The 25,486-nt window shown below is 35.9% G+C and carries 20 protein-coding genes; 13 read left to right on the top strand and 7 right to left on the bottom strand.

The window, feature by feature from the left end:
* Positions 1-14 precede the first annotated feature (14 nt).
* Entirely contained in the window at positions 15-2,609 is a 2,595-nt protein-coding gene (locus OO013_RS14455; RefSeq protein WP_266057621.1) for an ATP-binding protein, read from the top strand.
* Here the strand turns inward: OO013_RS14455 and OO013_RS14450 are convergent.
* The 4 genes from OO013_RS14450 to OO013_RS14435 form a co-directional block, all read right to left on the bottom strand.
* A complete protein-coding gene (locus OO013_RS14450; RefSeq protein ID WP_266057620.1) occupies positions 2,584-3,993 on the bottom strand; it encodes a sigma-54-dependent transcriptional regulator in 1,410 nt (469 codons plus the stop codon). The two genes, OO013_RS14455 and OO013_RS14450, sit on opposite strands and share 26 nt — an antisense overlap.
* 80 nt (positions 3,994-4,073) lie before the next feature.
* Positions 4,074-5,003 (bottom strand): TraB/GumN family protein, encoded by a 930-nt coding sequence (locus OO013_RS14445; RefSeq protein ID WP_266057619.1) that lies wholly within the window; start codon positions 5,001-5,003, stop codon positions 4,074-4,076.
* A 577-nt stretch (positions 5,004-5,580) separates the two neighbouring features.
* The gene (gene ahcY, locus OO013_RS14440) at positions 5,581-6,894 is read right to left on the bottom strand and encodes an adenosylhomocysteinase (protein WP_266057618.1); all 1,314 of its coding nucleotides are present in this window, start codon (positions 6,892-6,894) and stop codon (positions 5,581-5,583) included.
* Positions 6,895-7,008: 114 nt separating this feature from the next.
* Positions 7,009-7,779 (bottom strand): biotin--[acetyl-CoA-carboxylase] ligase, encoded by a 771-nt coding sequence (locus OO013_RS14435; protein WP_266057617.1) that lies wholly within the window; start codon positions 7,777-7,779, stop codon positions 7,009-7,011.
* Positions 7,780-7,824: 45 nt separating this feature from the next.
* Between OO013_RS14435 and rsfS the strand changes: the two genes are divergently transcribed.
* The 6 genes from rsfS (at position 7,825) to OO013_RS14405 (ending at position 14,891) form a co-directional block, all read left to right on the top strand.
* Entirely contained in the window at positions 7,825-8,181 is a 357-nt protein-coding gene (gene rsfS, locus OO013_RS14430) for a ribosome silencing factor (RefSeq protein ID WP_266057616.1), read from the top strand.
* A 72-nt stretch (positions 8,182-8,253) separates the two neighbouring features.
* Positions 8,254-10,362, top strand: a complete 2,109-nt coding sequence (ftsH, locus tag OO013_RS14425; RefSeq protein WP_266057615.1) for an ATP-dependent zinc metalloprotease FtsH — start codon at positions 8,254-8,256, stop codon at positions 10,360-10,362.
* 106 nt (positions 10,363-10,468) lie between these two features.
* Positions 10,469-11,242, top strand: coding sequence for a UDP-2,3-diacylglucosamine diphosphatase (locus OO013_RS14420; RefSeq protein WP_266057614.1), 774 nt, complete (start codon positions 10,469-10,471; stop codon positions 11,240-11,242).
* Positions 11,224-12,009 carry a hypothetical protein gene (locus tag OO013_RS14415; RefSeq protein ID WP_266057613.1) on the top strand — a complete coding sequence of 262 codons (786 nt, stop codon included), beginning with the start codon at positions 11,224-11,226 and terminating at the stop codon, positions 12,007-12,009. Before OO013_RS14420 ends, OO013_RS14415 begins: the two co-directional genes overlap by 19 nt.
* Positions 12,010-12,169: 160 nt before the next feature.
* Positions 12,170-13,552 (top strand): sigma-54-dependent transcriptional regulator, encoded by a 1,383-nt coding sequence (locus tag OO013_RS14410; protein ID WP_266057612.1) that lies wholly within the window; start codon positions 12,170-12,172, stop codon positions 13,550-13,552.
* On the top strand, positions 13,542-14,891 hold the full coding sequence (locus OO013_RS14405) for a sensor histidine kinase (RefSeq protein WP_266057611.1): 1,350 nt from the start codon (positions 13,542-13,544) through the stop codon (positions 14,889-14,891). Before OO013_RS14410 ends, OO013_RS14405 begins: the two co-directional genes overlap by 11 nt.
* 3 nt (positions 14,892-14,894) lie before the next feature.
* On the opposite strand, the gene OO013_RS14400 is transcribed toward OO013_RS14405, so the two are convergent.
* Positions 14,895-15,839 carry a DUF1295 domain-containing protein gene (locus tag OO013_RS14400; RefSeq protein ID WP_266057610.1) on the bottom strand — a complete coding sequence of 315 codons (945 nt, stop codon included), beginning with the start codon at positions 15,837-15,839 and terminating at the stop codon, positions 14,895-14,897.
* An 85-nt stretch (positions 15,840-15,924) separates the two neighbouring features.
* On the opposite strand from OO013_RS14400, the gene OO013_RS14395 reads away from it, so the two are divergent.
* The 6 genes from OO013_RS14395 (at position 15,925) to OO013_RS14370 (ending at position 24,108) form a co-directional block, all read left to right on the top strand.
* Positions 15,925-16,905 (top strand): sulfotransferase family protein, encoded by a 981-nt coding sequence (locus tag OO013_RS14395; RefSeq protein WP_266057609.1) that lies wholly within the window; start codon positions 15,925-15,927, stop codon positions 16,903-16,905.
* Between the two features lie 106 nt (positions 16,906-17,011).
* Entirely contained in the window at positions 17,012-19,414 is a 2,403-nt protein-coding gene (locus OO013_RS14390) for a TonB-dependent receptor (RefSeq protein WP_266057608.1), read from the top strand.
* Positions 19,415-20,242 (top strand): DUF4249 domain-containing protein, encoded by an 828-nt coding sequence (locus tag OO013_RS14385; protein ID WP_266057607.1) that lies wholly within the window; start codon positions 19,415-19,417, stop codon positions 20,240-20,242.
* A gap of 96 nt (positions 20,243-20,338) precedes the next feature.
* Positions 20,339-20,911, top strand: coding sequence for a guanylate kinase (gmk, locus tag OO013_RS14380; protein WP_266057606.1), 573 nt, complete (start codon positions 20,339-20,341; stop codon positions 20,909-20,911).
* Positions 20,912-20,916: 5 nt separating this feature from the next.
* Positions 20,917-21,495: a nicotinate (nicotinamide) nucleotide adenylyltransferase gene (nadD, locus tag OO013_RS14375; protein WP_266057605.1), complete on the top strand. Its 579-nt coding sequence runs from the start codon at positions 20,917-20,919 to the stop codon at positions 21,493-21,495.
* 39 nt (positions 21,496-21,534) lie between these two features.
* Positions 21,535-24,108 carry a DUF5686 and carboxypeptidase regulatory-like domain-containing protein gene (locus OO013_RS14370; protein ID WP_266057604.1) on the top strand — a complete coding sequence of 858 codons (2,574 nt, stop codon included), beginning with the start codon at positions 21,535-21,537 and terminating at the stop codon, positions 24,106-24,108.
* 38 nt (positions 24,109-24,146) lie between these two features.
* On the opposite strand, the gene frr is transcribed toward OO013_RS14370, so the two are convergent.
* Together frr and pyrH are read right to left on the bottom strand one after the other, a co-directional pair.
* Positions 24,147-24,707, bottom strand: a complete 561-nt coding sequence (gene frr, locus OO013_RS14365; protein WP_266057603.1) for a ribosome recycling factor — start codon at positions 24,705-24,707, stop codon at positions 24,147-24,149.
* A gap of 24 nt (positions 24,708-24,731) precedes the next feature.
* On the bottom strand, positions 24,732-25,436 hold the full coding sequence (gene pyrH, locus OO013_RS14360) for a UMP kinase (RefSeq protein WP_266057602.1): 705 nt from the start codon (positions 25,434-25,436) through the stop codon (positions 24,732-24,734).
* Positions 25,437-25,486: the final 50 nt, after the last annotated feature.

The raw sequence follows: 25,486 nt of genomic DNA, 5'->3' as shown, positions 1-25,486 counted from the left end.
AAGTATACTTAAAAATGAAGAAATTCCAATCAGTAAGAAAAAATCAAATTGGCAACCTTACCACAAGAGTGATAGGAGTCTTTTTGATCATTTTTTTAGTGGTTGGAGGATTTGGGTATATATCCTACAAAAGCTTTAATACCCTGAATAATTCTGTGCGGTCATTGGCTTCAGCTGAAGAAACCTCTGAACAGCTAAATGAACTGTTTAGAGATATGATGAAAGCTGAAAACCTGATCAGAATCTATATAATTACTGAAGATGATTCAACATTCAGGGAGTATAATCAATTAAAGGATTCTATAAATACGGGATTGAAAGATCTTCAAAAAGCAATTGGAGATGACCCGTTAAGAGGAAGAAAAGTTGATACTCTAAAGTCCCTTTTCGATCTTAAACAGGAGATGCTTACTGATTTTCTGGCATTAAAGAAAAGACAACTAAAGAATGCCTACACTGACAAAGCTCTCAGAGAATTAAATCTTGATGGTAAGTCAGATGACCAAATGCGCGAACTACAATCAACTTCTGTTAGTCCTAAGTCTGATTCACTTGTTAATGGAGAGGTTAGTTACAGGGTTGTCGAAAGGGAAAAGCAAACCAAAGGGATAATAGCTTCATTGAAGAGATTATTCGGGAGTCGGGAAGTGGTTTACGACACCATTCCTGTACTTGATGCTGGAAATGATTCTGTTCTGGTAACCAATGGTACTGGTTATGTTAAAAGGATGGTTGATGGTGATTCATTAATTAATAGAATTGAAGAAATTCTGACAGATCTGAGGGCAGAAGAAAGATATTACAGAAACCTTCTTTCTCTTCGCGAATATAGATTGTTAGAGCAGGATCAAAATTTGCTTTTTCAAATTCAGGAGACGCTTAATGAATTAACTTCCATAGAACGAAGAGCAAATCTAAGTAAACAGGAGGAAGCTCAAAATGTTGCTGATGAGGCAACTAACACTTTGTTTGCCATTGGATTGGTAGGACTTGTTGGTTCTGGAATTTTGCTCACGCTTGTATTTAGAGGGGTTTCGCGAAGTAATTATTATAGACAGCGAGCTGAAATGGAGAAAAACCGGGCTGAGCGTCTGGCAAAAATTAAAGAAGAATTTCTGGCAAATATGAGTCATGAAATCAGGACCCCAATACATTCAATCAATGGATTTCTGGGATTATTACAAGATACTGAACTAAATGAAGATCAGGTGAAATATTTACGCACTATTAATGGAAGTGCATCTTTTCTTCTTCGCCTGGTTAATGACTTGCTTGATTTGTCTAAATTAAATGCAGGAAAAGTAACCTTGCATCAGGAAGGTTTTTATCCTTCTCATCTACTCAGGGAAATCATTGACTCCTTTAAGCCTCAAGCTGATGAAAAAGGCATCGAATTAAATTATACTTTTAAAGCGGAAAATGATCTGGCATTGGAAACTGATGTTTTCAGATTCAGACAAATCATAACTAATCTGCTAAGCAATGCAATTAAATTCACGGAGAAAGGCTCCGTTAGTTTAATATTTCATTGGAACGATAAATATAAGGTAGCAAAGATCAATGTTTCAGATACAGGTATCGGGATGACTCCTGAGGAACAGGGGAAAGTGTTTAGTTCATTTTCACAGGCAGACGCCAGTATCACCAGGAAATATGGAGGTACTGGCCTGGGATTGGCCATTGTTAAAAAAATGATTGAGCTATTTGATGGTGCTATTGATCTGATCAGTACAAAAGGAAAAGGGTCTGATTTTACTGTTAGAATTCCTATGCAACTGGCAAGTAAGGAATTTCAGGAGATACCGCAGGCAGATGAAAAAATTAAAAGTCTGAAAGGATTGTCTGCTGCCGTAGTTGATGATGATCCTAACAACAGGTTGTTAATGTCTAAAATTCTAAAATCAATTGGCTTTGAGACCAAAGTTTTTGAAAATCCTAAAGATTTCCTTGATGAGATAAAAAACCAGAAGTTCGATTTTATTTTTTCAGATATACAAATGCCTGAAATTGATGGATTGACTCTTTCTAAGTTATTACGGGAAAATCACCAGCAAAACTTTCAAAAACTGGTTGCAATGACAGCTAAAGGTGAAAGCAGGCCTGACGTACAGGAAAACAAATCAAATTTTGACAATATTTTATTCAAGCCATTTTCCAGGGTAGAATTAATCAATACCGTTTTTAATCTGGCTGAAATAGAACCTGATGAAGAAGTTTTTTCAGGTAGTCCTAAATCTGAAGATGTTGATAATTCAGAATTGGACATCTCAGAAATAAAAGTATTTGCTGGTGATGATCCTGAGATGATCCGGAATATGATTGAGGGATTATACGGGAACATGCAAAATGATATTGCAAATTTCAGATCATACGCGCAAAATAATGAGATGGATAATCTTAGGAGACTTGCACATAGAATGATACCTTCCTGGAGCCACTTTTCATTCGACACAGTTTCACAAAAGCTGAGAGTACTTGAAGAGACTATAGAATCTAATCCTGAGGCATCCGAGGAGATTTATCTGATGGCTGATGATCTAGCAGAGGAAATGTCAGCAGATATTGCTCTAATCGATAAGTGGCTCAGGCGTCAATCTCATATCGCTTGATCTTGTTATAGAGTGTTTTCCGATCAATATTAAGGATTTTTGCCGCGAGACTTTTATTGTAGTGAGTTTCCTTTAATACTTTCTCTATAGTTTCTTTTTCACTAGTTTCCTGAAGTTGTTTTAAGTCTTTAGGATTAGGCGTAGTAGAGTTTTCCGTACTTCCATTGCTCGATGGCAGTGTTTGTTCTGTTACTAAAGTTGAAACTCCAGACTTGATTTCTTCAGGCAATTGTTCAGGAGATATTTTATTATCCTGACAGAGTAGAACAGCTCTTTTAATAACATTTTTTAATTCACGAAGATTTCCAGGCCAGGGGTAATTTTTAAATACTTCCTTTGTATCTTCTGTGAAGTCTTCTATATCTTTTCCCAATTCATCATTTGCTTCCTGAAGAAAGTGTTCAGCAAAAATAAAAAGATCATTACCACGGTTTCTCAAAGGATACAACTGAATACTAAATTCATTTAATCTATGATACAGATCTAACCTGAAAGAACCATTTTCAGCTTTTTCCTTTAGATTATCATTAGTTGCAGCAATGATCCTGACATCAACATTAATGTCAGCATTAGACCCGATTTTTCTTATCTTTTTCTCCTGCAACGCCCTAAGCAGTTTTACCTGAACCTCATACGAAAGGTTTCCTACCTCATCCAGGAATAAAGTTCCTCCATTTGCGTATTCAAACTGGCCTGTTTTATCTTGTAAAGCTCCTGTAAAACTTCCTTTTACATGGCCAAATAATTCACTTGCAGCAAGTTCGTCACTTAAGGCACCACAATCTACAGCAATAAACGGCTTACCTTTGCGGTTACTTTTCTCATATATGAGTTTGGCAGCAAATTCTTTACCTGTACCACTTTCTCCCAGTATGAGTACAGACATATCCGTAGGGCCCACTAACGAAGCATGCTCATATACTTTCTTAGCATATTTTGATTCGCCGGATATATAATCCAATTCACTTTTATGCTTAGTTTTTTTGGATCCTTGTGAAGTTTTAATAGTCTCTACAGGTTCCTTTTTTTCCTTGAGGGCTCTTTTTACTAATAATAATAGTTCATCTGGATTCACCGGTTTGGTGACAAACTCAAATGCTCCAATCTGTATTGATTTCACAGCTGTTCTGATATCAGCATAGTGAGTCATTAATATAACAGGAGTTCCGGGATAGCTCTCTTTAACTTTTTTAATAACTGAAATACCATCCTGGTCAGGAAGTTTGTAATCTGTTAAAACCAGATCTACCTGATGATTTTTTAAATGATCTATTCCTGATTCAGCAGAGTGAGCACTTTCCACCTTAAACTCATTACGCTTAAGGAAGGTGGTCAACATCATGTTGAAAGAAGGATCATCGTCTATTACTAATATCTTGGGCATGTAAACTTTTTCTATTCCTTAGCAATTATAAAATTAGACCTTATTTTCCGAATCAGCTATGTTAACTGATAAATTTGGAATTAATTGTTTAAAGATCGACTCATATCAACTGGAGCAACTTTAAAACCTAACTTTCTCAAACCTGATATTAACCCTTCCTCACCTACCAAGTGGCCGGCACCAACTGCGATAAAAGAATTTTTATCTTTGATCAACGCCGGTATTTTATTTAGCCATTCTCTGTTACGATCTCTTAATAGCATGTTTTTTTCATCTTCACTTAAGCCATTAGACATCAGGTCTGCTTCGATAGACTCTAGTTTATTAGCAAAATAGTTTTGCATCATCAGGTTCAATAAAACTTTATTTTCATCAATATTATCCACAGCATCTTCAAGAATCTCAAGTTGCCTTAAGACACTAATTTTATTAAAGAGTAAATTCATTTGAAAAGACGTAGTTTCAAGACCTGCTAATTCTATATTATTTTGTTTTGCGTAATCCAGAAAATATTGATCGATCAGGACATCATTTTTTTCAGCAAGAACAGGGAATTCTTGTACATAGATTGCCTGAGTAAACATGCTCCAGGCCATTGCGGGTTTAAACTGATTTAAATATAAAACCGATACTCCCAGGTTTTCTTTCAGGAGGGTGTTTAATTTTTTAAACTTCACACTGTCCATTATATCACTGAGGAGAGTATCCTGCATTAATGTATATTTTATTACTTTTCTAAGTAAATCTGTAGAATCGGTGAGTGTTTCACCGACAATTAATTCTGCACGTGTTAAGGCATCTGTTACCGCTGGCAAACTATCGATATAACTTTTGTCTAATAAATGTAAAGTGCCATACAGATAGGAAATTTTATCAGTATCAGGATGTTCGATTCTCCAGAGTAAACTTGAATTTTCCTGACCTGAAAGTATTCCAGGCAGACCAATGAAAAAGATAATTAATATATAAAAGCAAAATTTCCCCATCCACTTTTTTAATAGAAGATACATTTAATTTCGGGTTATTTCAACAGAGTGAAATAAAAAAGGATCAGCAGGCGCTGATCCTTAATTCCATAGCCGGAATCTGTTAAGTATATGGTATTAGCCCGGTTGTTGCTAATACATATTCATATAACAAAACCGTGCCAAAATGTAAAATGCCTCAAAAAAGCAAAAAATCAACTGGTGTGTAAATGCAGGGTGAGTAACATTTCTGCTTATTGTAGAAAAATTCCCCATATTATGGCAAAAAAAATCAGACGGTGTGTACGTCTGATTTAATTGATCGTGTGTGTGTGTGAATGGTTAATAAATAATAACCTTTACCTGTCCCAATAAACTTTATTTATGACAATTAATGTATTTCTTTTAATCTGAAATATTTAACCTAAACCGCCATTAATAACCTATTCTGATATTTATAAGGAAATTTCCATGCCAAAAGTATAAACGACTGATATTCAGAGATTAAATTTTAAGAGCAAAAAAGCACCAATGGATATTAGCTACAAATTGGGGAATTTTTCTACAAAAAAAAGGGGAACGAATCACCGCTCCCCTTTCATTTGTAATTATTAATGTCAGATTAATATCTGTAATATTCCGGTTTAAAAGGACCTTCTTTACTAACGCCGATGTATTTTGCTTGCTCGTCAGTTAATTCTTCAAGCTCAACACCAATTTTAGAAAGGTGAAGCTTAGCAACTTTTTCATCAAGGTGCTTAGGTAAAGTATAAACCTTGTTTTCATACTTATCACCTTTATTCCATAGCTCGATTTGAGCTAATGTCTGATTTGAAAATGAATTTGACATTACAAAGCTAGGGTGTCCTGTAGCACAGCCAAGGTTAACAAGTCTTCCTTCAGCTAAAAGAATGATGTCTTTTCCTTCGATTGTATATTTATCAACCTGTGGTTTTATCGTCTTTTTAGACTCACCGTGGTTATTGTTTAGCCATGCAACATCAATTTCGTTGTCAAAGTGGCCAATGTTACATACAATAGTCTTGTCTTTCATCTTAGTGAAATGCTCACCAGTGATGATATCTTTGTTTCCTGTAGCAGTTACAACAATATCAGCTTCTTCTACAGCATCGACCATTTTCTTTACTTCATAGCCATCCATTGCAGCTTGAAGAGCACAGATCGGATCAATTTCTGTAACGATAACTCTGGCACCTGCACCTCTTAATGAAGCAGCAGATCCTTTTCCTACGTCACCATAACCACCAACAACTGCTACTTTACCGGCGATCATAACATCAGTTGCTCTTCTGATTGCGTCAACTAGCGATTCCTTACATCCATATTTGTTGTCAAATTTAGACTTGGTAACAGAGTCGTTTACATTGATCGCTGGCATAGGTAAAGTTCCTTTTTTCTCACGTTCGATCAATCTCAAAACGCCAGTAGTAGTTTCTTCAGAAATACCTTGAATGTTCTGAGCAAGTTCAGGATGCTTATCCAATACCATGTTAGTTAGATCACCACCATCATCAAGTATCATATTTAGTGGCTGACCATCTTCAAAGATTAAAGTCTGCTCAATACACCAGTTATATTCCTCTTCTGTTAAACCTTTCCATGCAAATACAGGAACGCCAGTTGCAGCGATTGCAGCTGCTGCATGATCTTGAGTAGAGAAAATGTTGCATGATGACCACTGAACTTCAGCTCCAAGTTCAACAAGGGTTTCGATCAAAACCGCAGTTTGGATTGTCATGTGCAAACAACCTGCAATTCTTGCTCCTTTAAGGGGCTTATCTTTTCCGAACTCTTCTCGGATCGACATTAGACCTGGCATCTCAGCTTCGGCAAGCTCGATTTCCATGCGGCCCCAGTCAGCAAGATTTATGTCTTTTACTTTGTACTTTAATTTAGTATCCTTTGCTTCTATCATGATGATATTACTGTTGATAATGTTAATTCTAAATTTAGAAACACAAATTTACTAAGTATGTTTTTAAATCTGTATGTTTAAACACTTATTCCTTAAGATTTTAACCTGAATAGGTCAGCTTCTGTTTATTACAAATGAGATTTCTTTTAATCCGAAGGCTTTTATGCCCTCTTCGGTCGAAACCTGAAGCTTGCCTTCGTTATTTACACCTAGGATAGTTCCATGGAAGAATTTATCACCGGATTGAAATAAATTTTCTTCCTGGTACCAGAGCATTCTTCTGTAGTAAAGTGATTTTAAATAAGAAGATTTTCCCGCTCTAAGCTTTAGATAAAACGCTTCGATGTTTTGTAACAGGCGCATATAGTATTCTTCAATTTCTATTTCCTTATTAGTCTCTAAATATAAAGAAGTAGCAGAGGGGTGGAGCCCATGTGACTGATTAATATTACTTCCAATGCCGATGATCGCCTGGTCTATATTTCCGTTTTTTAACATATTTTCTATTAAAATCCCGGCGATCTTGAGTTTTCCCACGTAAATATCATTGGGCCATTTAATGTATACATCTTTATCAGGGACAAATGATTTTATTGTTTCATGTACTCCCAGACTGATGGCTGCTGTAAGAAGGAATTGATTCCCCGCATCCAGTGATTTGGGATAAACAACTATACTCAATAAAAGATTTTTACCCGGTTCGGATTCCCAGGTATTACCACGCTGACCTTTACCGGCTGTTTGATTTGTTGTCCAGACAACATGGCCGTCCATAAGGTTTTTGCTTTGGGATAACCCTGCGGCTATGTCATTCGTAGACTGACATGATGGCAGATAATTGGAAGTTCTTCCTAAGATTAAAAGATTGGTAGAATTTTTATGCAATTATTTTTAGTACTTTTGGAACAAACAATTTTTATACAATAATAAATGAATTCATCAGAACTTGCTGCATTGGTTGTAGAGGGAATGCAAGATAAAAAAGCAAAAGACGTAGTGCTTCTAGATCTTCGTGAGGTTAAAAATTCAATTTCAGATTATTTTATCATCTGTACAGGTGGTTCTGACACTCAAATTGACGCTATTGCCGACTCCGTAGAAAAAAAGGTTTACGAAGAAACAGCAGAAAATCCGTTTAATAAAGAAGGTAATCAAAATAATCAATGGGTAATCATCGACTATGTTGATGTAGTGGCTCATGTCTTCTCTCCAAAAAACAGAGAACATTATAATCTGGAAAACTTATGGGGTGATGCAAATATTAAACACTACGAAAATACTATTTAATTTTTAGGCTTAACGAACAAAGTATTATATTGAACGTTAATGTATCAACACATAAACTGTAAGGTGTAAAGAATGGCAAACGAGGGAAAAAATAAAGGCAAAAAGAATTTGCTTCCCAATAAAAATCCGCGCAGGCAAAATTATCAGATGTTAATTATTCTGATCATCCTGTCGGTACTTGTTGGATTCATGATGTTAAACAACTCCGGAGGAGCTACTAGAATCACACAGAAAAAATTTGAGGAAATGTACCTCGATAAAGATGTGAAAAGGGTAGAACTGGTCAAAAACCAGGACCTCGTGGAAGTGTACCTGAAGGAAGAAGCATTAGAAAATGAAAAATATAAAGAACTCTTAAAAGGAAATTCAACATTCGGGTTTACCGGAGGACCGCAATTTTTCTTTAAAGTGGCTGGTGCAGAAAAGTTTGCTGAAGATTTCAGTAAACTAGAAGCAGAAGCCGGCGGTGATCAACCAGGTCTGGAAATTACCGAAAGAGAATCTCTTGGAGAATTCTTTTTTAGTTATGGATTGATCTTTTTGATGATAATCGGATTTTTCTTCCTTATGAGAAGAATGACTGGTGGAGGAGGTCCCGGCGGGCAGATTTTCAATATAGGTAAGTCCAAAGCAGCTTTATTCGACACAGAAAATAAAGTTAAAATTACCTTTAACGATGTCGCTGGTTTAGATGAGGCCAAGGAGGAAGTAAAGGAAATTGTTGAGTTTCTTAAGAACCCGGGTAAATTCACTAAGCTAGGTGGTAAAATACCTAAAGGAGCACTCCTTGTAGGACCTCCGGGTACCGGTAAAACACTTCTTGCAAAAGCCGTTGCCGGTGAGGCAGCAGTTCCTTTCTTTAGTTTATCAGGGTCTGACTTCGTGGAAATGTTCGTAGGAGTGGGAGCAGCGCGTGTTAGAGATTTATTTAAGCAAGCTAAAGAAAAAGCCCCTTGTATCGTATTTATTGATGAGATCGATGCAATTGGTAGAAGCAGAGGTAAGGGGCAGATGCCTGGCTCGAATGATGAACGTGAAAATACACTGAACTCATTATTGGTTGAAATGGATGGATTCTCTACAGACAGTGGGGTTATCATACTTGCAGCGACTAACAGACCTGATGTTTTAGATCAGGCTCTTTTAAGACCAGGGCGTTTTGACCGACAGATAAGTGTTGACAAACCAGATATCGTAGGACGTACTGCAATATTTAAAGTTCACCTGAAACCTATCAGGCTTGATAATGAGGTCGATGCTAAGAAATTAGCTGCTCAGACACCTGGCTTTGCAGGGGCTGAAATCGCTAACGTCTGTAACGAAGCAGCTCTGATCGCAGCCAGAAAAAATAAAGAGAAAGTTGATATGCAGGATTTTCAAGATGCTATCGACAGAGTTATTGGAGGGTTAGAAAAGAAAAATAAAATAATCTCTCCTGAAGAAAAAGAGATTGTTGCTTACCACGAAGCTGGTCATGCTGTGGCGGGTTGGTTCCTTGAACACGCAGATCCGTTGGTGAAGGTGAGTATCGTGCCAAGAGGTATTGCAGCATTAGGGTATGCGCAGTATTTACCTAAAGAACAGTTCCTTTATCAGACAGAACAGTTAATCGATGAAATGTGCATGGCCCTGGGTGGGCGTGCCGCCGAAGAAATTACTTTTAATAAAATTTCTACTGGTGCGTTGTCTGACCTGGAAAGAGTTACTAAAATGGCTTATTCCATTGTTACTGTTTATGGTATGAATGATAAGATCGGAAATGTTTCGTTCTATGATTCAAAAGGTCAAAATGAGTATTCGATGACTAAACCATATTCAGAAAACACAGCGAAGTTGATAGATGAAGAGGTTAAGAAAATAGTTTCGTCTGCTTATGAGAGAGTTAAAAAATTACTACTTGATAAAAAGGACAAGCTGGAGATTTTAGCTCAGGAGCTTCTTGAAAAAGAAATTCTTTTCCAGAATGATCTGAATAAGTTGATTGGTCCAAGACCGTTTAAACATCAGACAACTTATCAGAAATTCACCAGTGAGGTAGAAGAAAAGGAAAAAGAGGAAAAGGAGAATAAGGAAAAAGAAGAGGACAACAAGAATCAGGCTTCGACCAACGGTCATGAAAAACCAGAAGCAGCAGAAGTTGATTCAACTGGAGATAAGAATGATGAGGATTCTAAATCCTGATCATTTAATAAAAATCACAAAGCCGGGTACAAATGTGCCCGGCTTTTTTTATTTTACTTGATAAGTATTGCATAAAAAGTGCATTTTTGCACAAATTTTTTCAATAATGCCTGAATTAAAGATTGATCTTCAAGAAGATAAAAAATTATATTTTGCTTCTGATTTTCATTTGGGAGTAGATGCTTTTGACACAAGTGAAGAAAGGGAAAAAAAACTTATTTCCTGGCTAAAAAGTGTTTCAAAAGATGCGCATTCAATTTTCCTGGTTGGAGATATATTTGATTTTTGGTTTGAATATAAGAAAGTAGTGCCAAAAGGATTTGTTGGTTTTATCAATCAGATCCGGGAAACAGTTGATTCCGGCATACCCGTTTATCTTTTCAAAGGTAATCATGATATGTGGATGTTTGATTATCTACCTGAGGTGACCGGGGCAAAAATAATTTCAGACGAATTAAAATTAAATGTTAACGGAAAAAGGCTTTTTATACATCATGGTGATGGCCTTGGCCCAGGAGATAAATCTTATAAATTGCTTAAGAAAGTTTTTCGAAGTTCATTTTGCCAGTGGTTATTTGCAGCCTTGCATCCGGCAATAGGAATGGGAATAGCCCACTATTGGTCCTCTCAGAGTAAGAAGAAAAACAATGGTCTCGAACAAACATTTGAAGAGAAGGAAAAAGAAAACATCTGGTTGTTCTGTAGTGAGAATGAGAAAGAACAACATTATGACATGTATATCTGCGGTCACAGGCATTTGGTATTAGACTTAAAAGTAACTGAGAATAGTCAGTATTATAATATCGGTGAATGGATGACAGGAGCTCCCTATGGAGTATTTGATGGTCAGGAATTTCATTTATGTACTTACACAGGTTGATCATAGCGTTTATTACAGGATTCATAATTCTGACCTCACCAGCTGGATTTGCTCAGGATGGCAATACAGTTTTAATACCTTTAAATAATCCTTACCTGGCAGTAATAACAGACAATCAAATTGTTTTTAAAGATGCCCTTAGTAACGTTGATAAGAAATTACCAACCAGAAACAGAAATCAACTTGTGTTCTATGGAGGAAATGAAGTAATAACTTTTGACAAATTCTCACAAACTGTATATTTTCTCGATGGTAATTTAAACCTTGTTAGAGAACTATCCCTTTTTGATTATGTAAACTTCTCAATCGACTATTTATTTTATAAGGGTTTTGATGCGTTTACTGCTATATCATTAGACGAGAAAAAGGTTAGCAATATTGATCTGAAAACAGGAGAGGTTTTGGAAGTTAGGGATAACGATCTTTCACGGGTCGATCAAAACGCACTTGTCATTCCTACGCGTATTCCTTCTGCAATGATTTATGATAATAAACTGGTCTATGTTACAGATGATGGGATAGATATTCGTGAAGAACATCGTTTTGAAAAAGTGATCGGTTTCCAGGGTAAAGATCTTATCCTTCATTCGGTTGAAGGAGCAAACTTTATTTTCAATTTAAAGACAAATTATCTCTTTGAATGCGATGGTCTGGAAATTGACTATCAACAGAAAGATTCTATCAGAATTATTGATGGGAAACTCTACTATTATACCGCTCAGGGACTTTTACTCCCATTAAGCACTCAAATCTACCGGTGCAGATAAAATAATCATAACTCCGTGTCCGAAAATGGTACGAATAGACTATATTGTGTTCAATAATGAACAGCCACTTTTGTTCTTAATTGCTTTATAGTACGATTACGGGCATTTTTTTTATTGGCACATTATTAGTCTTATATTTTTTACTAAGAAGAGAAAAACAATGGAAGAAAAAGAACTGGGTAAGATTTTAATAATAGATGATGATGAGGATGTATTATTGGCTGCCAAGCTGCTATTGAAAAAGCATGCGAAGGAAGTAATAATAGAAAAGAACCCTAAGAAAATCCCTTTTCTCCTTAATAATGATACCTATGATGTAATTCTACTGGATATGAATTTCAGTAAGGATATTACCTCTGGTAAAGAAGGTTTTTACTGGCTAGAACAAATTAAGGAAAAGGATCCTAACGCAGTCGTTATTCTTATTACAGCTTTTGGAGATGTAGAGATGGCTGTAAGAGCACTTAAAGTAGGTGCAACTGACTTTGTGCTAAAACCATGGCAAAATGAGAAGCTGGTTGCTACAATTTCTTCAGCGTCTCGTTTAAAACAATCTTATAACAAAGTAGAGCAATTAAGTACTGCAAAAAAGTCTCTCGAAGAGGAAATATCTCAATCTTTTAAAGATATTATCGGCGAGAGTCAGCCAATGCAAGATGTGTTCAATCTTATAGATAAGGTTGCAAAAACTGATGCCAATGTATTGATCCTTGGTGAAAATGGAACTGGTAAAGAGTTAGTAGCAAGAGCCTTACATGCCAGATCACTAAGGCAAGAGGAAGTATTTGTGTCTGTGGATATGGGTGCTATTACAGAAACTCTTTTTGAAAGTGAACTTTTTGGACATAAAAAGGGAGCTTTTACTGATGCAAAGGAAGATAGAGCCGGTAGGTTTGAAGTAGCTAATAATGGGACTCTTTTTCTTGATGAAATCGGAAACCTGAGCCTTCCTCTACAGGCAAAACTACTTGCAGCTCTCCAAAACCGCGAGATAAGACGTATTGGTTCAAATAAAACTGTTAACATCGACATCCGGTTAATTTGTGCGACTAATATGCCGGTGTATGAAATGGTCTCTGATAATTCATTCAGGCAAGACTTACTCTACAGAATTAACACTGTTGAGATTAAACTTCCTGCATTGAGAGAAAGACGCGATGATATTCCTCTTCTTGTAGATCACTTTGTGAAAATATATTCAAAGAAATACAGAAAGCCTATTCAACGCGTTTCTGCAAATGCATTAAAAAAATTAAAGGCTTATCAATGGCCGGGTAACATAAGAGAGTTACAGCATGTGGTCGAGCGCTCTGTGATCATGAGTGATGGCGATGTATTAGACGAACATAACTTTTTATTATCTTCCCAGGCAACGAGTGATGAGCCGATTTTAGGGGAAGATGTTTTTAACCTGGATGAAGTAGAAAAGCAGGTTGTTCAAAAGGCTATTAATAAACATAGTGGAAATATTTCCAAGGCAGCTAAGGAGCTTGGGCTCACAAGAGCTGCGTTATACAGAAGATTAGAAAAGCATGGTCTCTAGTACCTTTAGATTTAATATAATTTTTAGAATTGCGATATTACTGATATCGGTTTTCCTTTTAGCGCATCAGGTTTATTCTAATGGCAATCTATTAGGGAGCTTACTGATTCTTTTACTTATCGTATTTCAGATCATTTCTTTTGTAAAATATATCGAGAAATCTAATGAGGAGATTCTGGGTATTATAGATAGCCTTGGAGAAGAGGATTTTACAGTCGAAAATCAAAAGATCGCTAAAGATTCTCCTGATGCAACTTCAAAGATTCTTCAAAAGCTTCAGGAAGTAAATGCTGAAAAGGAAGCGCATTATCAATATCTGAAAAATATCGTCCAGCATTTGGGGATTGGAATAATTACCTTCGATAAGAATGGAAAGATTCAGATCATGAATACTGCAGCTAAAAGGTTGCTTAAGGTGAGACAGGTTAAATCATTGGAAGATCTCAGACCGATCAGTGAATTATTGGTTAATTCCTGTTATCAATTAAGAACAGGGGGAAGAGATCTAATTAAAATAAAGCAGCAGGATGATATGGTTCAGCTGGCTATTTATGCAATCGAATTGACTTTAAAAGATGAGGAATTCAAGCTCGTTTCAATCCAGAATATTCAATCCGAACTCGAAGAAAAGGAAATGGAGGCGTGGCAAAATCTTATCAGAGTACTGACCCATGAGATTATGAACTCCGTAACACCAATTAGTTCGTTAGCTGCAACTGTGGAAGGTGAGCTGCAAGGGCAGCTTTCAAATGGGATGGAAATGAATACAATGTCTAATGAAGATGTCGAAACAATCCATATGGCAGTGCAGACGATTCAACGAAGAAGTGAAGGATTGATCAAATTTGTTTCAGACTTCAGAAATCTCGCACGTGTTCCTGACCCTAAATTCGAAGATGTTCAGCTGATCAGCATATTTAACAGGCTTAGAACTTTGTTCAAAAATGACCTTGACAGTAACGATATCGAATGCAATTGTACCATCATTCCGGAAGACCTGACTTTGAAGGCGGATCCGGAGTTATTGGAACAGGTGTTTATCAATCTGATCAAGAATTCAATCCAGGCATTTGAAAACCTGGATGATAATAGAAAAAGAATGATCGACATCCATGCTACTCAGGGTCCTAAGAACCAGGTTCTTATCAAAATTGAAGATAACGGCCCAGGAATAGATCCGGAGGCCCTGGAGAAATTGTTTATTCCTTTCTTTACCACCAAAAAGTATGGTTCTGGTATTGGGCTGAGTATTTCAAAACAGATACTGAGAAAGCATAAAGCTGCTATATCAGTAAAATCTGAAGATAATGTGGGTACTGAATTTACAATCAGGTTCTGATAATCAAAATTTGATATAGGGAATTAAAGGAGATACCTTTTTTATATAGTTAGTATATCCTGGTTTTCTCTCTAAATTTCTTTTTTCCATCATTGGAATACTGATAAATGTAAAAAGCAAAATCAATGAGATTAGTCCTGCTATAGTCCAGATTCCCTCATAACCTGGTAACGGGATAACCGAGATGAAAATCCCTGCCCAGAATAGAAGCTCTCCAAAATAATTCGGATGTCTGCTAATTTTCCATATCCCACTGTCGATAAATTCATTAGTAGATGATGAGGATTTAAAATTCCTGAGTTGTTCATCTGCTATTAATTCTATAAAAGCTCCGGCTGTGCATACTATGAAAGCTATATAATCCCACGGAGTAATAACCGAACTATAGGGAATTGCATAAAATAATGGAAGACAGCCAGCATATACCCATATAGTCGGTAGCAGGTGGATACCAAAGAAACTTGCAGGCCAATATAATTTGCCTGTTTTTTCTGCTATGTTTTTGTAGCGCCAATCTTCATGTTCTAATCCTTTCCATCCCCTGGCCCAATTCAGTGTTAATCTTATGGACCAGATTAATACAGCAGTAAGGATCATTCCTTGTCTTTTTGTATTCCCATCAGGGTTTTCAATTATTAGAGCAATAATGATCAAAGGTGGAACAACAGACCAGTATGGATCATACATGCTTGAATTCCTCGTGATTAAACTGCCAATAAATACAACGATTGTTCCTGCTATATCTGCAAACAGAATTCGATAAAATGAATTGAATTCTGAAGTAGCATACCATACTAAAACGGCTACAACAAGTGCAATCAGGTAACAGGCTGATACTATTATTAAACTTGAGGTTTTATCAACTTTCATTATTATCTTTTGGTTAATAGAAAAATTTATGGCTGGTTTTAATCTACCACCAGTATCAACCCTGGCAGGTACAGACATTTTTAATTTCTTTAAGATAATAAGGAAGGGAAGAATTCAAAAGCGCTATTATTTTAAAGTGTTTATCACATTTTTAATTTGCTTGATGGCATCGCCATTTCATTTATACGAGAAAATATTTTTCAAGCTAAAATTAAAAAAATACCAATTCTCTAATCCGCCCATATTTATCATTGGGCATTGGAGATCAGGAACAACTCATTTACATAATTTATTAGCCAGGGATCCAGCTGCATCTTATTTTACTACATACCAGGGAGTTTTCCCCAATAATTTAAAGAGCAAGCTGATTTTCAAATCCTTCATGAGATTGTCCATGCCGGGGAAAAGGCCTTCCGATAATGTAAAACTCAATGTCAATTATCCTCAGGAAGATGAATTTGCAGTTAGCAACTCCGGACTTGAGTCATTTTATAATTTTTTTTATTTCCCTCATTTATATAAAACTTTTTATGAAAGTGGAGTTGTATTTACAGAGGATGAGGAGGCCTTTCATTGGTTAAAAGGATATGAAAAACTATTGAAAAAAGCAGCTTTAAATACTGGTAATGGACGTTTAATAGTGAAGAATCCTGTAAATACAGCTAGAATTAAGTATTTGGAAAAATATTTTAAAGAATCAAAATTTATTTTTATTTACCGAAATCCAATAATTGTTTTTCTAAGTACCCGTTCATTTTTTTATAGTTTATTTCCCTCTCTAACCCTTCAGGAAATTGATAAGGAGTATATTAATGAAATAGTAATAGACCTGTATAAGCGTTTGATGGATGATTATTTCCAATTAAAAGATGAAATTTCAGAGAATAAAATAATTGAAATCAAATTTGAAGATCTTGAAAAACAGCCCATTGAAGAGCTAAAAGAAATTTATTCAAAGTTTATCCAGGTTGACTTTAAAGAAATAAGACCTCATTTTGAAGCATATCTTAATTCAAGAAAAGGATACAAAAAAAATGAATATTCTATTTCATCAACAGAACTTGATGAAATTGTAAATCATCTTAAACCCTATATGGAAAAATTGGGCTATGACATTCCGGAAAACCTTAAGGTGCTTAATTAAATAAGCAGGTCGCCAGCTAAAAAATAAATAAACCCATTGTGTAAACAACATGAACTTCATTGTTGTTATTCCCCTATATTTGCATTGATTAAAACATCTTCATACTATGCGCAAGATATTGGCTCTAATGAGTCTGATTTTTTTGGTGACTATAAATTTATCTGCTCAGAATAAATATACAATAAGTGGATATGTTAAGGAAGCGTCTACTGGAGAAGCCTTGATCGGTGCTTCTGTGGTAGCCAATACTAGCCCTCCAAGTGGTTCTGTAACAAATAATTATGGGTTTTACTCTCTCACTTTACCTGAAGGTAAGTACGAAATCTCTTTTTCATTTATAGGGTTTGAACAAATTACTCAAAATATTGAGTTAAATGACAACCTGAAAATTAATATTGAATTAGAAGAGGCAGGCCGTGAACTGGAAGAAGTAGTAGTTACGGGAAAAAGAGAAGATGAAAATGTTGAAGATATTTCAATGTCGAAAGAGGAATTGAGCATTGAAAAAATAAAAGCCATGCCTGCATTATTTGGTGAAGTAGATGTGGTTAAGAGTTTACAAATGTTACCTGGCGTTCAATCTGCTGGAGAAGGCACTACCGGGTTATTTGTAAGAGGAGGTAGTTATGATCAAAATCTTGTCCTGCTCGATGAAGCCACTGTTTATAATGCATCGCATTTTTTAGGGTTTTTCTCTGTTTTCAATCCTGATGCTGTTAAAAAAGTTACTCTTTATAAAGGTGGAATACCTGCAAAATACGGAGGCAGACTATCATCAGTGGTTGATATCCAGATGAAAGAAGGGAATAGTAAAAAATTTTCTGGTTCAGGTGGTATCGGGACTATATCAAGTCGCCTCACACTTGAAGGCCCTATTAAAAAAGATGTTAGTTCTTTTATTGTAACTGCCCGTAGAACATATGCTGACTTGTTTCTGGCTTTGAGCAACGACCCGAATATTAGCAATAACAAATTATATTTTTATGATTTTAACGCGAAAGCAAATTATCGGTTCAGTGAAAAAGACCAGATTTTTGTATCGGGATATTTTGGTAGGGATGTTTTTAATTTTGATAATGATTTTGGATTGAAATGGGGAAATACAACCCTGACCGGAAGATGGAACCATGTCTTTAATGATAAGTTGTTCCTGAATTCAACAGCATTATATAGTAGCTTTGATTATGGTTTTCAGATAGATAATTCTTCTCAGAATTTTGAATGGCTGGCCAACCTGAGTGAAGTTGCCGGTAAGTTTGACTTTACTTATTTTCACAGTCCTTCAGTAACCTTATCCTTTGGATCACATTCAATCTATCATATTTTTTCACCTGCAGAAATAGAGCCTCTTAATGATGAATCTATTGTACAGAGCTTTTCTCTGGATAATAAATATGCGTTCGAACAAGGTCTTTATCTTGATTATGAGAAAAAAGTCAATGAACGATTATTGGTGCAAGCTGGCCTGAGATATTCATTTTTCTCCAATGTCGGACCAGGCGATGTATATATCTACGAAGGGGGTGAACCTTCGCGAGAAGCAGAAATAGTAGATACAGTTTCATTTTCAAAAGGACAAAATATTGCGTTTTATGATGGTTTCGAACCAAGGTTAAACATCAGATATAAACTCAATAACTCTTCTTCAATAAAGGCATCATACATGCGGACGATGCAATATTTGCAAATTGCTGCCAACTCTACAGCCGGTTTACCTATTGACAGATGGATTCCAGCGGATAAATATATTGAACCCCTTAGTGGCAACCAGGTAGCAATCGGATATTTCAGGAATTTTAAGGATAATACATTCGAGTTTTCATCGGAACTGTATTATAAGCATATGGAAAACGTAATTGACCTTCTACCAGAAGCTGATGTTTTTCTAAGTAATAATATTGAGGTAGAACTGGCAGCTGGCAGGGGCTGGGCTTATGGGTTAGAATTACAAATGAAAAAACAAAAAGGGGCTACCACAGGCTGGCTTAGTTATACGTTATCAAGAACTTTCAGACAAGTGCCTGGTATTAGCAATGGTGACCCTTACCCGGCACGATATGATAGGATACACGATATTTCCCTGGTTTTAAATCATGAATTTAGCCAAAGGGTTTCGATGGGGTTAAATTTTGTCTACTCTTCAGGGCAGGCTGTTTCATTTCCTGTTGGAAGATATGAGGTTGATGGCCAATCTGTGCCGTATTATGATGATAATAACAGAAACAGCTCCAGAATGCCAGATTATCACAGGCTTGATCTCAGTTTAACTTTAAATTCAAAAGAAAAACCGGATCGGAAATGGGAATCATTCTGGAATTTTTCCATCTATAACCTGTATTCAAGAAAAAATCCATTTTCAATTGAATTCAGACGAATTTATAATAACGATGTAGATTTCGATCCGCAGGAAGACGGTAATTCCGGAGAACAATATAGCAGTAGGCCTGCATCTGTAAAAACGTATTTATTTGGAATTATTCCTTCTGTGTCTTATAACTTTAAATTTTAAATGAAAAGATCATTTTTATATATCGCAGTTATTTTTGGATTGCTGATTGCTTCATGCCAGGAGGAAGTAAGACTGGATCTTACAGATGGTGATCCGCAAATAGTTATTGAAGCTAGAATAACCACTGACCCTGGACCGCACCTGATCAAGCTGGGATTAACCACTAGTTATTATGAAGAATCAGGCAATGATACCGTGAGGAACGCTACTGTTCGGCTTATAGAAAAAACTGATGGAGAAGTAACCCTCAATGAAATGTATCCGGGTTATTTTTATACTCCGGAGGGATTTCAAGCTGAAGTTGGAGAAGAATATACTCTTGAAGTTGAGTATAATGGGCAAATGTATTCAGCTACTGGAGAAGTTTTGACATTTCCCATCCTGGATTCGGTAGTTGTTCGATATCAGGAAGAAAGGGTCTTTAGAGAGGCTGGTTATTATTGCTATTTTTATGGAAAGACACCAAAGGGTCAGGTCAATTACTATAGGTGGATGGTTTACGAAAATGATACATTATTTAATGATAGAGGGGACTATCTACTAGCTGATGATGAGTTTGTTCAGGAAGATATTTCGAATCTGGAATTACCTTACCCTTTTGAAATTGGGGATACAGTAAGAATTGAACAATACGCATTGAACGAGCCAACCTACACTTATTTTCTGGGTCTGGTTAATTTACTATTTAATGATGGGGGTATATTTTCACCAGCTCCTGTAAATCCTACAACTAACATTAAAAATGTAACCAATGAAGGAAACCCGCCATTGGGATATTTTCAGGTTTCGAGTGTTATAACAGAAACCTTAGTAATAAAAGAAGAATAAGAGTAAATCAAGTGATATTTAATAGTATTTAACTTAAATGGCCTAAGTATTGTTAAAGTCTTATTCTATCTTTGCATCCTAGATAAAGGATAAATAATGAAAGAGGGAAAAGCCATAATTTTTGCAGCGCCGTCTGGCTCAGGAAAAACAACAATTGTTAAGCACTTGCTTAAAAATAATGATTTTCTTGGGTTTTCGATTTCTGCGTGTACTCGAGACAAAAGAGGCCGTAATGAGGAAAACGGAAAAGATTACTATTTTTTAACTCCTCATGAGTTTAAAGAAAATATTGATGCTGACGAGTTTATTGAGTGGGAAGAGGTTTATCCAGGCAATTTTTATGGCACTTTAAAGTCAGAGATTCAAAGGCTTTGGGATGAAGGTAAAACAGTTATTTTTGATGTTGACGTCAAAGGAGCTTTAAACCTGAAAGAATATTTTAAGGATAAAGCATTAGCTGTTTATGTCAAAGTTCCTTCAATCGATGAACTTGCCAAGAGGCTTAGGGATAGGGGAACAGAAAGCGAAGACAGTGTTTCAAGAAGGCTTTTTAAGGCAAAGTTTGAGATGGAGTTCATGGATAAATTTGACGTTGTTCTGGTAAATGATGATCTGGCTAAAGCACAGGAAAAAGCTCAGCAATTACTAGACGAATTCATGGAAAAATAAATCAAATGAATAAAACCATCGGCTTATATTTTGGCTCTTTCAATCCTATCCATATCGGACACCTGATCATAGCTCAAACTATTGTCGATTCAGATAATGTAGATGAGGTTTGGTTTGTTGTTTCACCTCAAAGTCCTTTTAAAAAGAGATCATCACTTGCTCACGAGCAAGATAGGTATGATATGGTGCAGGCTGCGATCTTCGATAATTATAAGTTCAGAGTAACAGATATCGAATTTAACATGCCAAAACCAAGCTATACGATTGATACTCTTACTTACCTCAGGGAAAAATATTCAGATTATCAGTTTAAATTGATCATGGGTGAAGACAATCTGAAAGGGTTCCATAAGTGGAAAAACCATGAAGAGCTGATTAGTCAAACAGGGATAATTTGCTACCCCAGGCCAGGCACACGAAAAACCAAATGGCACGATGATGACAGGGTTCAAATGATCGATGCTCCATTCATAGACATTTCAGCTACGTTCATAAGAGATTCAGTAAGAGGAGATAAGTCTATCAAGTATCTCGTTCCAAAAGAGACTGAATTATTGATCAAATCAAGGAAACTCTATGATTAAATAATTTTTCTATTACCAAAACCATTACTACCACCAAAGATGAACAAGTTATCATCTCTATTAATTGTTTTTCTTTTTCTTGCCCAATTGGGAATGAAAGGCCAGACTTTAAAAGGAACGATTAAAGACCAACAAAATAACCCGTTAGGATTTACTGCTGTCTATGTTGAAGAAACAAATGATGGTACCACCTCAAATGAAAAAGGGGAATTTGAAATTAATCTTTCACCGGGTAATTACCATATCACTTTTCAATATATGGGATTTAAGTCTAAAACTATTACAGTCACCCTGGAGGAAGGTGAAAAAAAAGAAATAGATGTTGACATGGAGTCCCAGGTTTATAGTTTGCCTGAACTTGAAGTAACTGGATCTTTTGAAGATCCGGCTTATGCAATAATCAGGAAAGCGAGTGCCAAAGCGAAATATCACCTCCAGCAGGTGGATGAGTATACTGCCAGAGTTTATCTTAAAGGGAAAGGGAAATTCGATAAAATTCCAGGCATTGTCAAAAGAAGACTTGAAAAGGAAGGCTTGAATCAGGACCAGCTATACATTGGGGAAAGTATTGTAAAAATCACTTATAAAAGACCTTCAACATACGAACAGGAGGTAATTGCAGTAAGAAGTAAAGGTGATAGTCAGGAATTTAGTCCTGGGCAGTATATTTTTGGTAGTTTTTATGAAGAGTCCATTGCAGGAATTACTTCTCCACTATCAAGGAAATGTTTTTCCCATTACAAATATGAATTTCAAGGTCTTTTTGAAGAAAACGGATACGTAGTTAATAAAATCAAGGTAATTCCCAGGGTAAAAGACAGTGAGCTGTTTGAAGGCCACGTGTATATTGTAGAAGATTTCTGGAACTTGCATAGTGTTGATTTGACCACCACACAATCGGGAATAGAAATAAATATTCAACAAAACCTCGCCCCGGTAAAAGATAATGTATGGCTTCCAGTAACTCACCGTTTTTTTGTCAGTGGTTCATTTGTTGGATTTAAATTTTCATATAATTACCTGGCTGGGGTTTCAGATTATGATATAAAAATCAATGAAGAGTTGGCAAGATCTGTTCAAGTAATTGATGAAAAAACCGAAGCTGCCAAAATAGAATCTATAAAAGACACATCCCCGGAAATAAAAAGTGATTCAGCTGTTTTCACAGTTAAAAAACTCAAAGAAGATATTGAATCATATGTAGAGGAAGAAAAAGAAGAAAGTGGTAATCCAAAAATCCTTGAGAGGTTTAGTGTTGAGGATGAAAATTCACTTAAAACCATAGACAAAGATTATTGGGATGATATGCGAACTATTCCTTTGACAGAAGCAGAAATCAAGGGATATCATGAACTGGATAGTACAGTAGCTGTCATTGATAGTGTATCAGCAAGAGACTCTGTTAATGCAAGAAAGTTATCTCCTTTTTTTCTATTAGTGGGTGATAATATAAAATTCAAGAACGATAATAGTCTTAAAATAGGAGGTACTCTTTTTAATACATTTTATAATACCGTCAATGGTTGGAATATATCCCTGCCGGTAACCTATACTATAAAAACAAAAAAAGAAAATGAGTGGAAAATAGATCCGACTTTCAGGTACAATTTTGCTTCTGAAAATTTTCAGGTTAAAGGTGGTGTCCAATGGAGCAATGGAGACAGGGACAGTACATTTAGACTTGGAGTTGAAGGAGGGCACTTTGTTGATCAAATAAATAATGAAGACCCGATATCTCCTCTCATCAATTCCATCAGTACTTTATTTTGGAGAGGGAATTACATGAAATTGTATGATAAAAAATATGTCGATTTTTCTATTCACAAAAACTTTGTTCACTCTGTAAAAACTAGCTTCACAATTGGATGGGAACAAAGGAACCAATTACAAAATAATACTGATTATACTTTTAATGGTCGGGTTAATAAAGAATACAGTTCAAACCTTCCCCAAAACCTGTATCTGAATAATACTTCTTTTCCTGATCACCAGATACTTTATCACCAGGGAGAAGTTAGATTTATTCCGGGATTGAGGTATAACATGTACAATGACCGGTTAATACCTTTAGATGATAAGAAACCAGAATTCAGGTTAAATTGGAAAGGAACCTTACCAGTAGATAAATTCAATGACCTTGATTTCCTTAAGGCATCAGTAGGTTTAAAGCACAAATTTGTTCCTGCTGCAAACCTTTCAATTTTATATGATCTGGAATTAGGAGGATTTCTCTATAAGGATTCTTTGTCATTTATTGACTACAACCATTTTAATGGTAATCAAACACCGTTTTTACCATTTGAACCTTCAGGAAGCTATAATTTCCTGGATTATTATAAATGGAGTACGGATGAACCTTATTTTTCAGGAATGGTAAAATTTAGCTTCAGACAATTGCTATTTACTCAATTGACAGAATTGAGATTAATCGGGATGAAAGAATATTTCTTTTTCAATAATTTGACTCATGCAAATGGGAATAATTATTTTGAAGCAGGATATGGTATTACCAATGTATTCAGGGTACTCAGGTTTGAAGTTGGAGGAGGCTTTGACAACTTTAATAATACGTATTGGGGTATTCGAGTAGGAATTTCTGCGGATTTATTTTAAAATAAAAAAGGGAGCTGATGCTCCCTTTAATTTACAACTTATACAGTCATAATATCTTTTTCTTTTGCTTCTAAAATATCATCTATTTTAGAAACATATTTGTCTGTAAGAGTTTGAACTTCATCTTCAGCACCTTTGGTGAGATCTTCTGAAACACCATCTTTTTGAAGCTTTTTCAAAGCATCGTTAGCTTCTTTTCTGGCATTTCGGATACTTACTTTTCCCTGCTCAGCTAACTGTCGACAATGTTTTACCAGTTGCTCTCTGCGCTCTTCTGAAAGAGGAGGAATATTGATCCTGATTATGTCCCCATCATTTTGAGGGTTAAATCCCAGGTCACTATTGATAATAGTTTTTTCGATTTCAGGAATAATATTTTTTTCCCATGGTTTGATTATGATTGTTCGCGCATCAGGTGTGTTTACTGATGCTACCTGGTTTAATGGGGTAGGATTCCCATAATATTCTACTCTTAACCCATCTAACATTGACGGCATAGCTTTTCCGGCTCTTACCTTATTTAGTTCAGCCTGGGTATGCTGAACAGATTTCTCCATTTGGTCTTTGGCCTCTTCGAGGTATAAATCTATGTCTTCCATATTACAAATATAAACTAATTCGATTTATTCAATTAATGTACCTACTTCTTCTCCAATTATCAAATTATAAAGATTTCCCGGAACATTCATGTCAAATACTCTGATTGGTAAATTATTTTCCTGACACAAAGTAAATGCAGTGGTATCCATCACATTGAGTCCCTTGCTTATCACATCATTAAAAGTGATGTTATGATATTTTTCGGCATTTGGATCTTTTTCAGGATCTGCAGTATATACACCATCCACTCGGGTTCCCTTTAATACGATATCAGCCTCAATTTCTATTGCTCTAAGGCTGGCTGTTGAATCAGTTGTGAAATAAGGGCTGCCAATACCAGCACCAAAAATAACTACTCGGCCTTTTTCTAAATGCCTTATAGCTCTTCTTCTGATAAAAGGTTCGCAAACTTTTTCAATATCAAATCCCGACATCAAACGGGTATAGATATTGTTTTTCTCAAGGATACTTTGTAAAGCCATTGCATTGATAACCGTAGCAAGCATTCCCATATAATCTCCTTGTACCCGGTCAATGCCAGATTTTTCTGCTTGAACTCCACGGTAGATATTTCCACCACCAATAACTATGGCAAGCTCAACCCCCATGTCTTTCACTCGCTTGATCTCTTCAGCATATTGTTGTAATCTGGCAGAATCAATGCCGTACTGTTGTTGTCCCATCAGCGCTTCCCCGCTAAGCTTCAGAAGTATCCGTTTGTATCTCATATAAATATGGCGAAGTTGTAATTATTAAATTAAAATTTACCGTATATAAA

This window comes from Mangrovivirga halotolerans (assembly GCF_026241165.1).
Lineage (GTDB): Bacteria > Bacteroidota > Bacteroidia > Cytophagales > Cyclobacteriaceae > Mangrovivirga > Mangrovivirga halotolerans.
The sequence above is the reverse complement of the archived record's forward strand: the minus strand, read 5'-3'. Positions and strand labels throughout refer to the sequence as shown.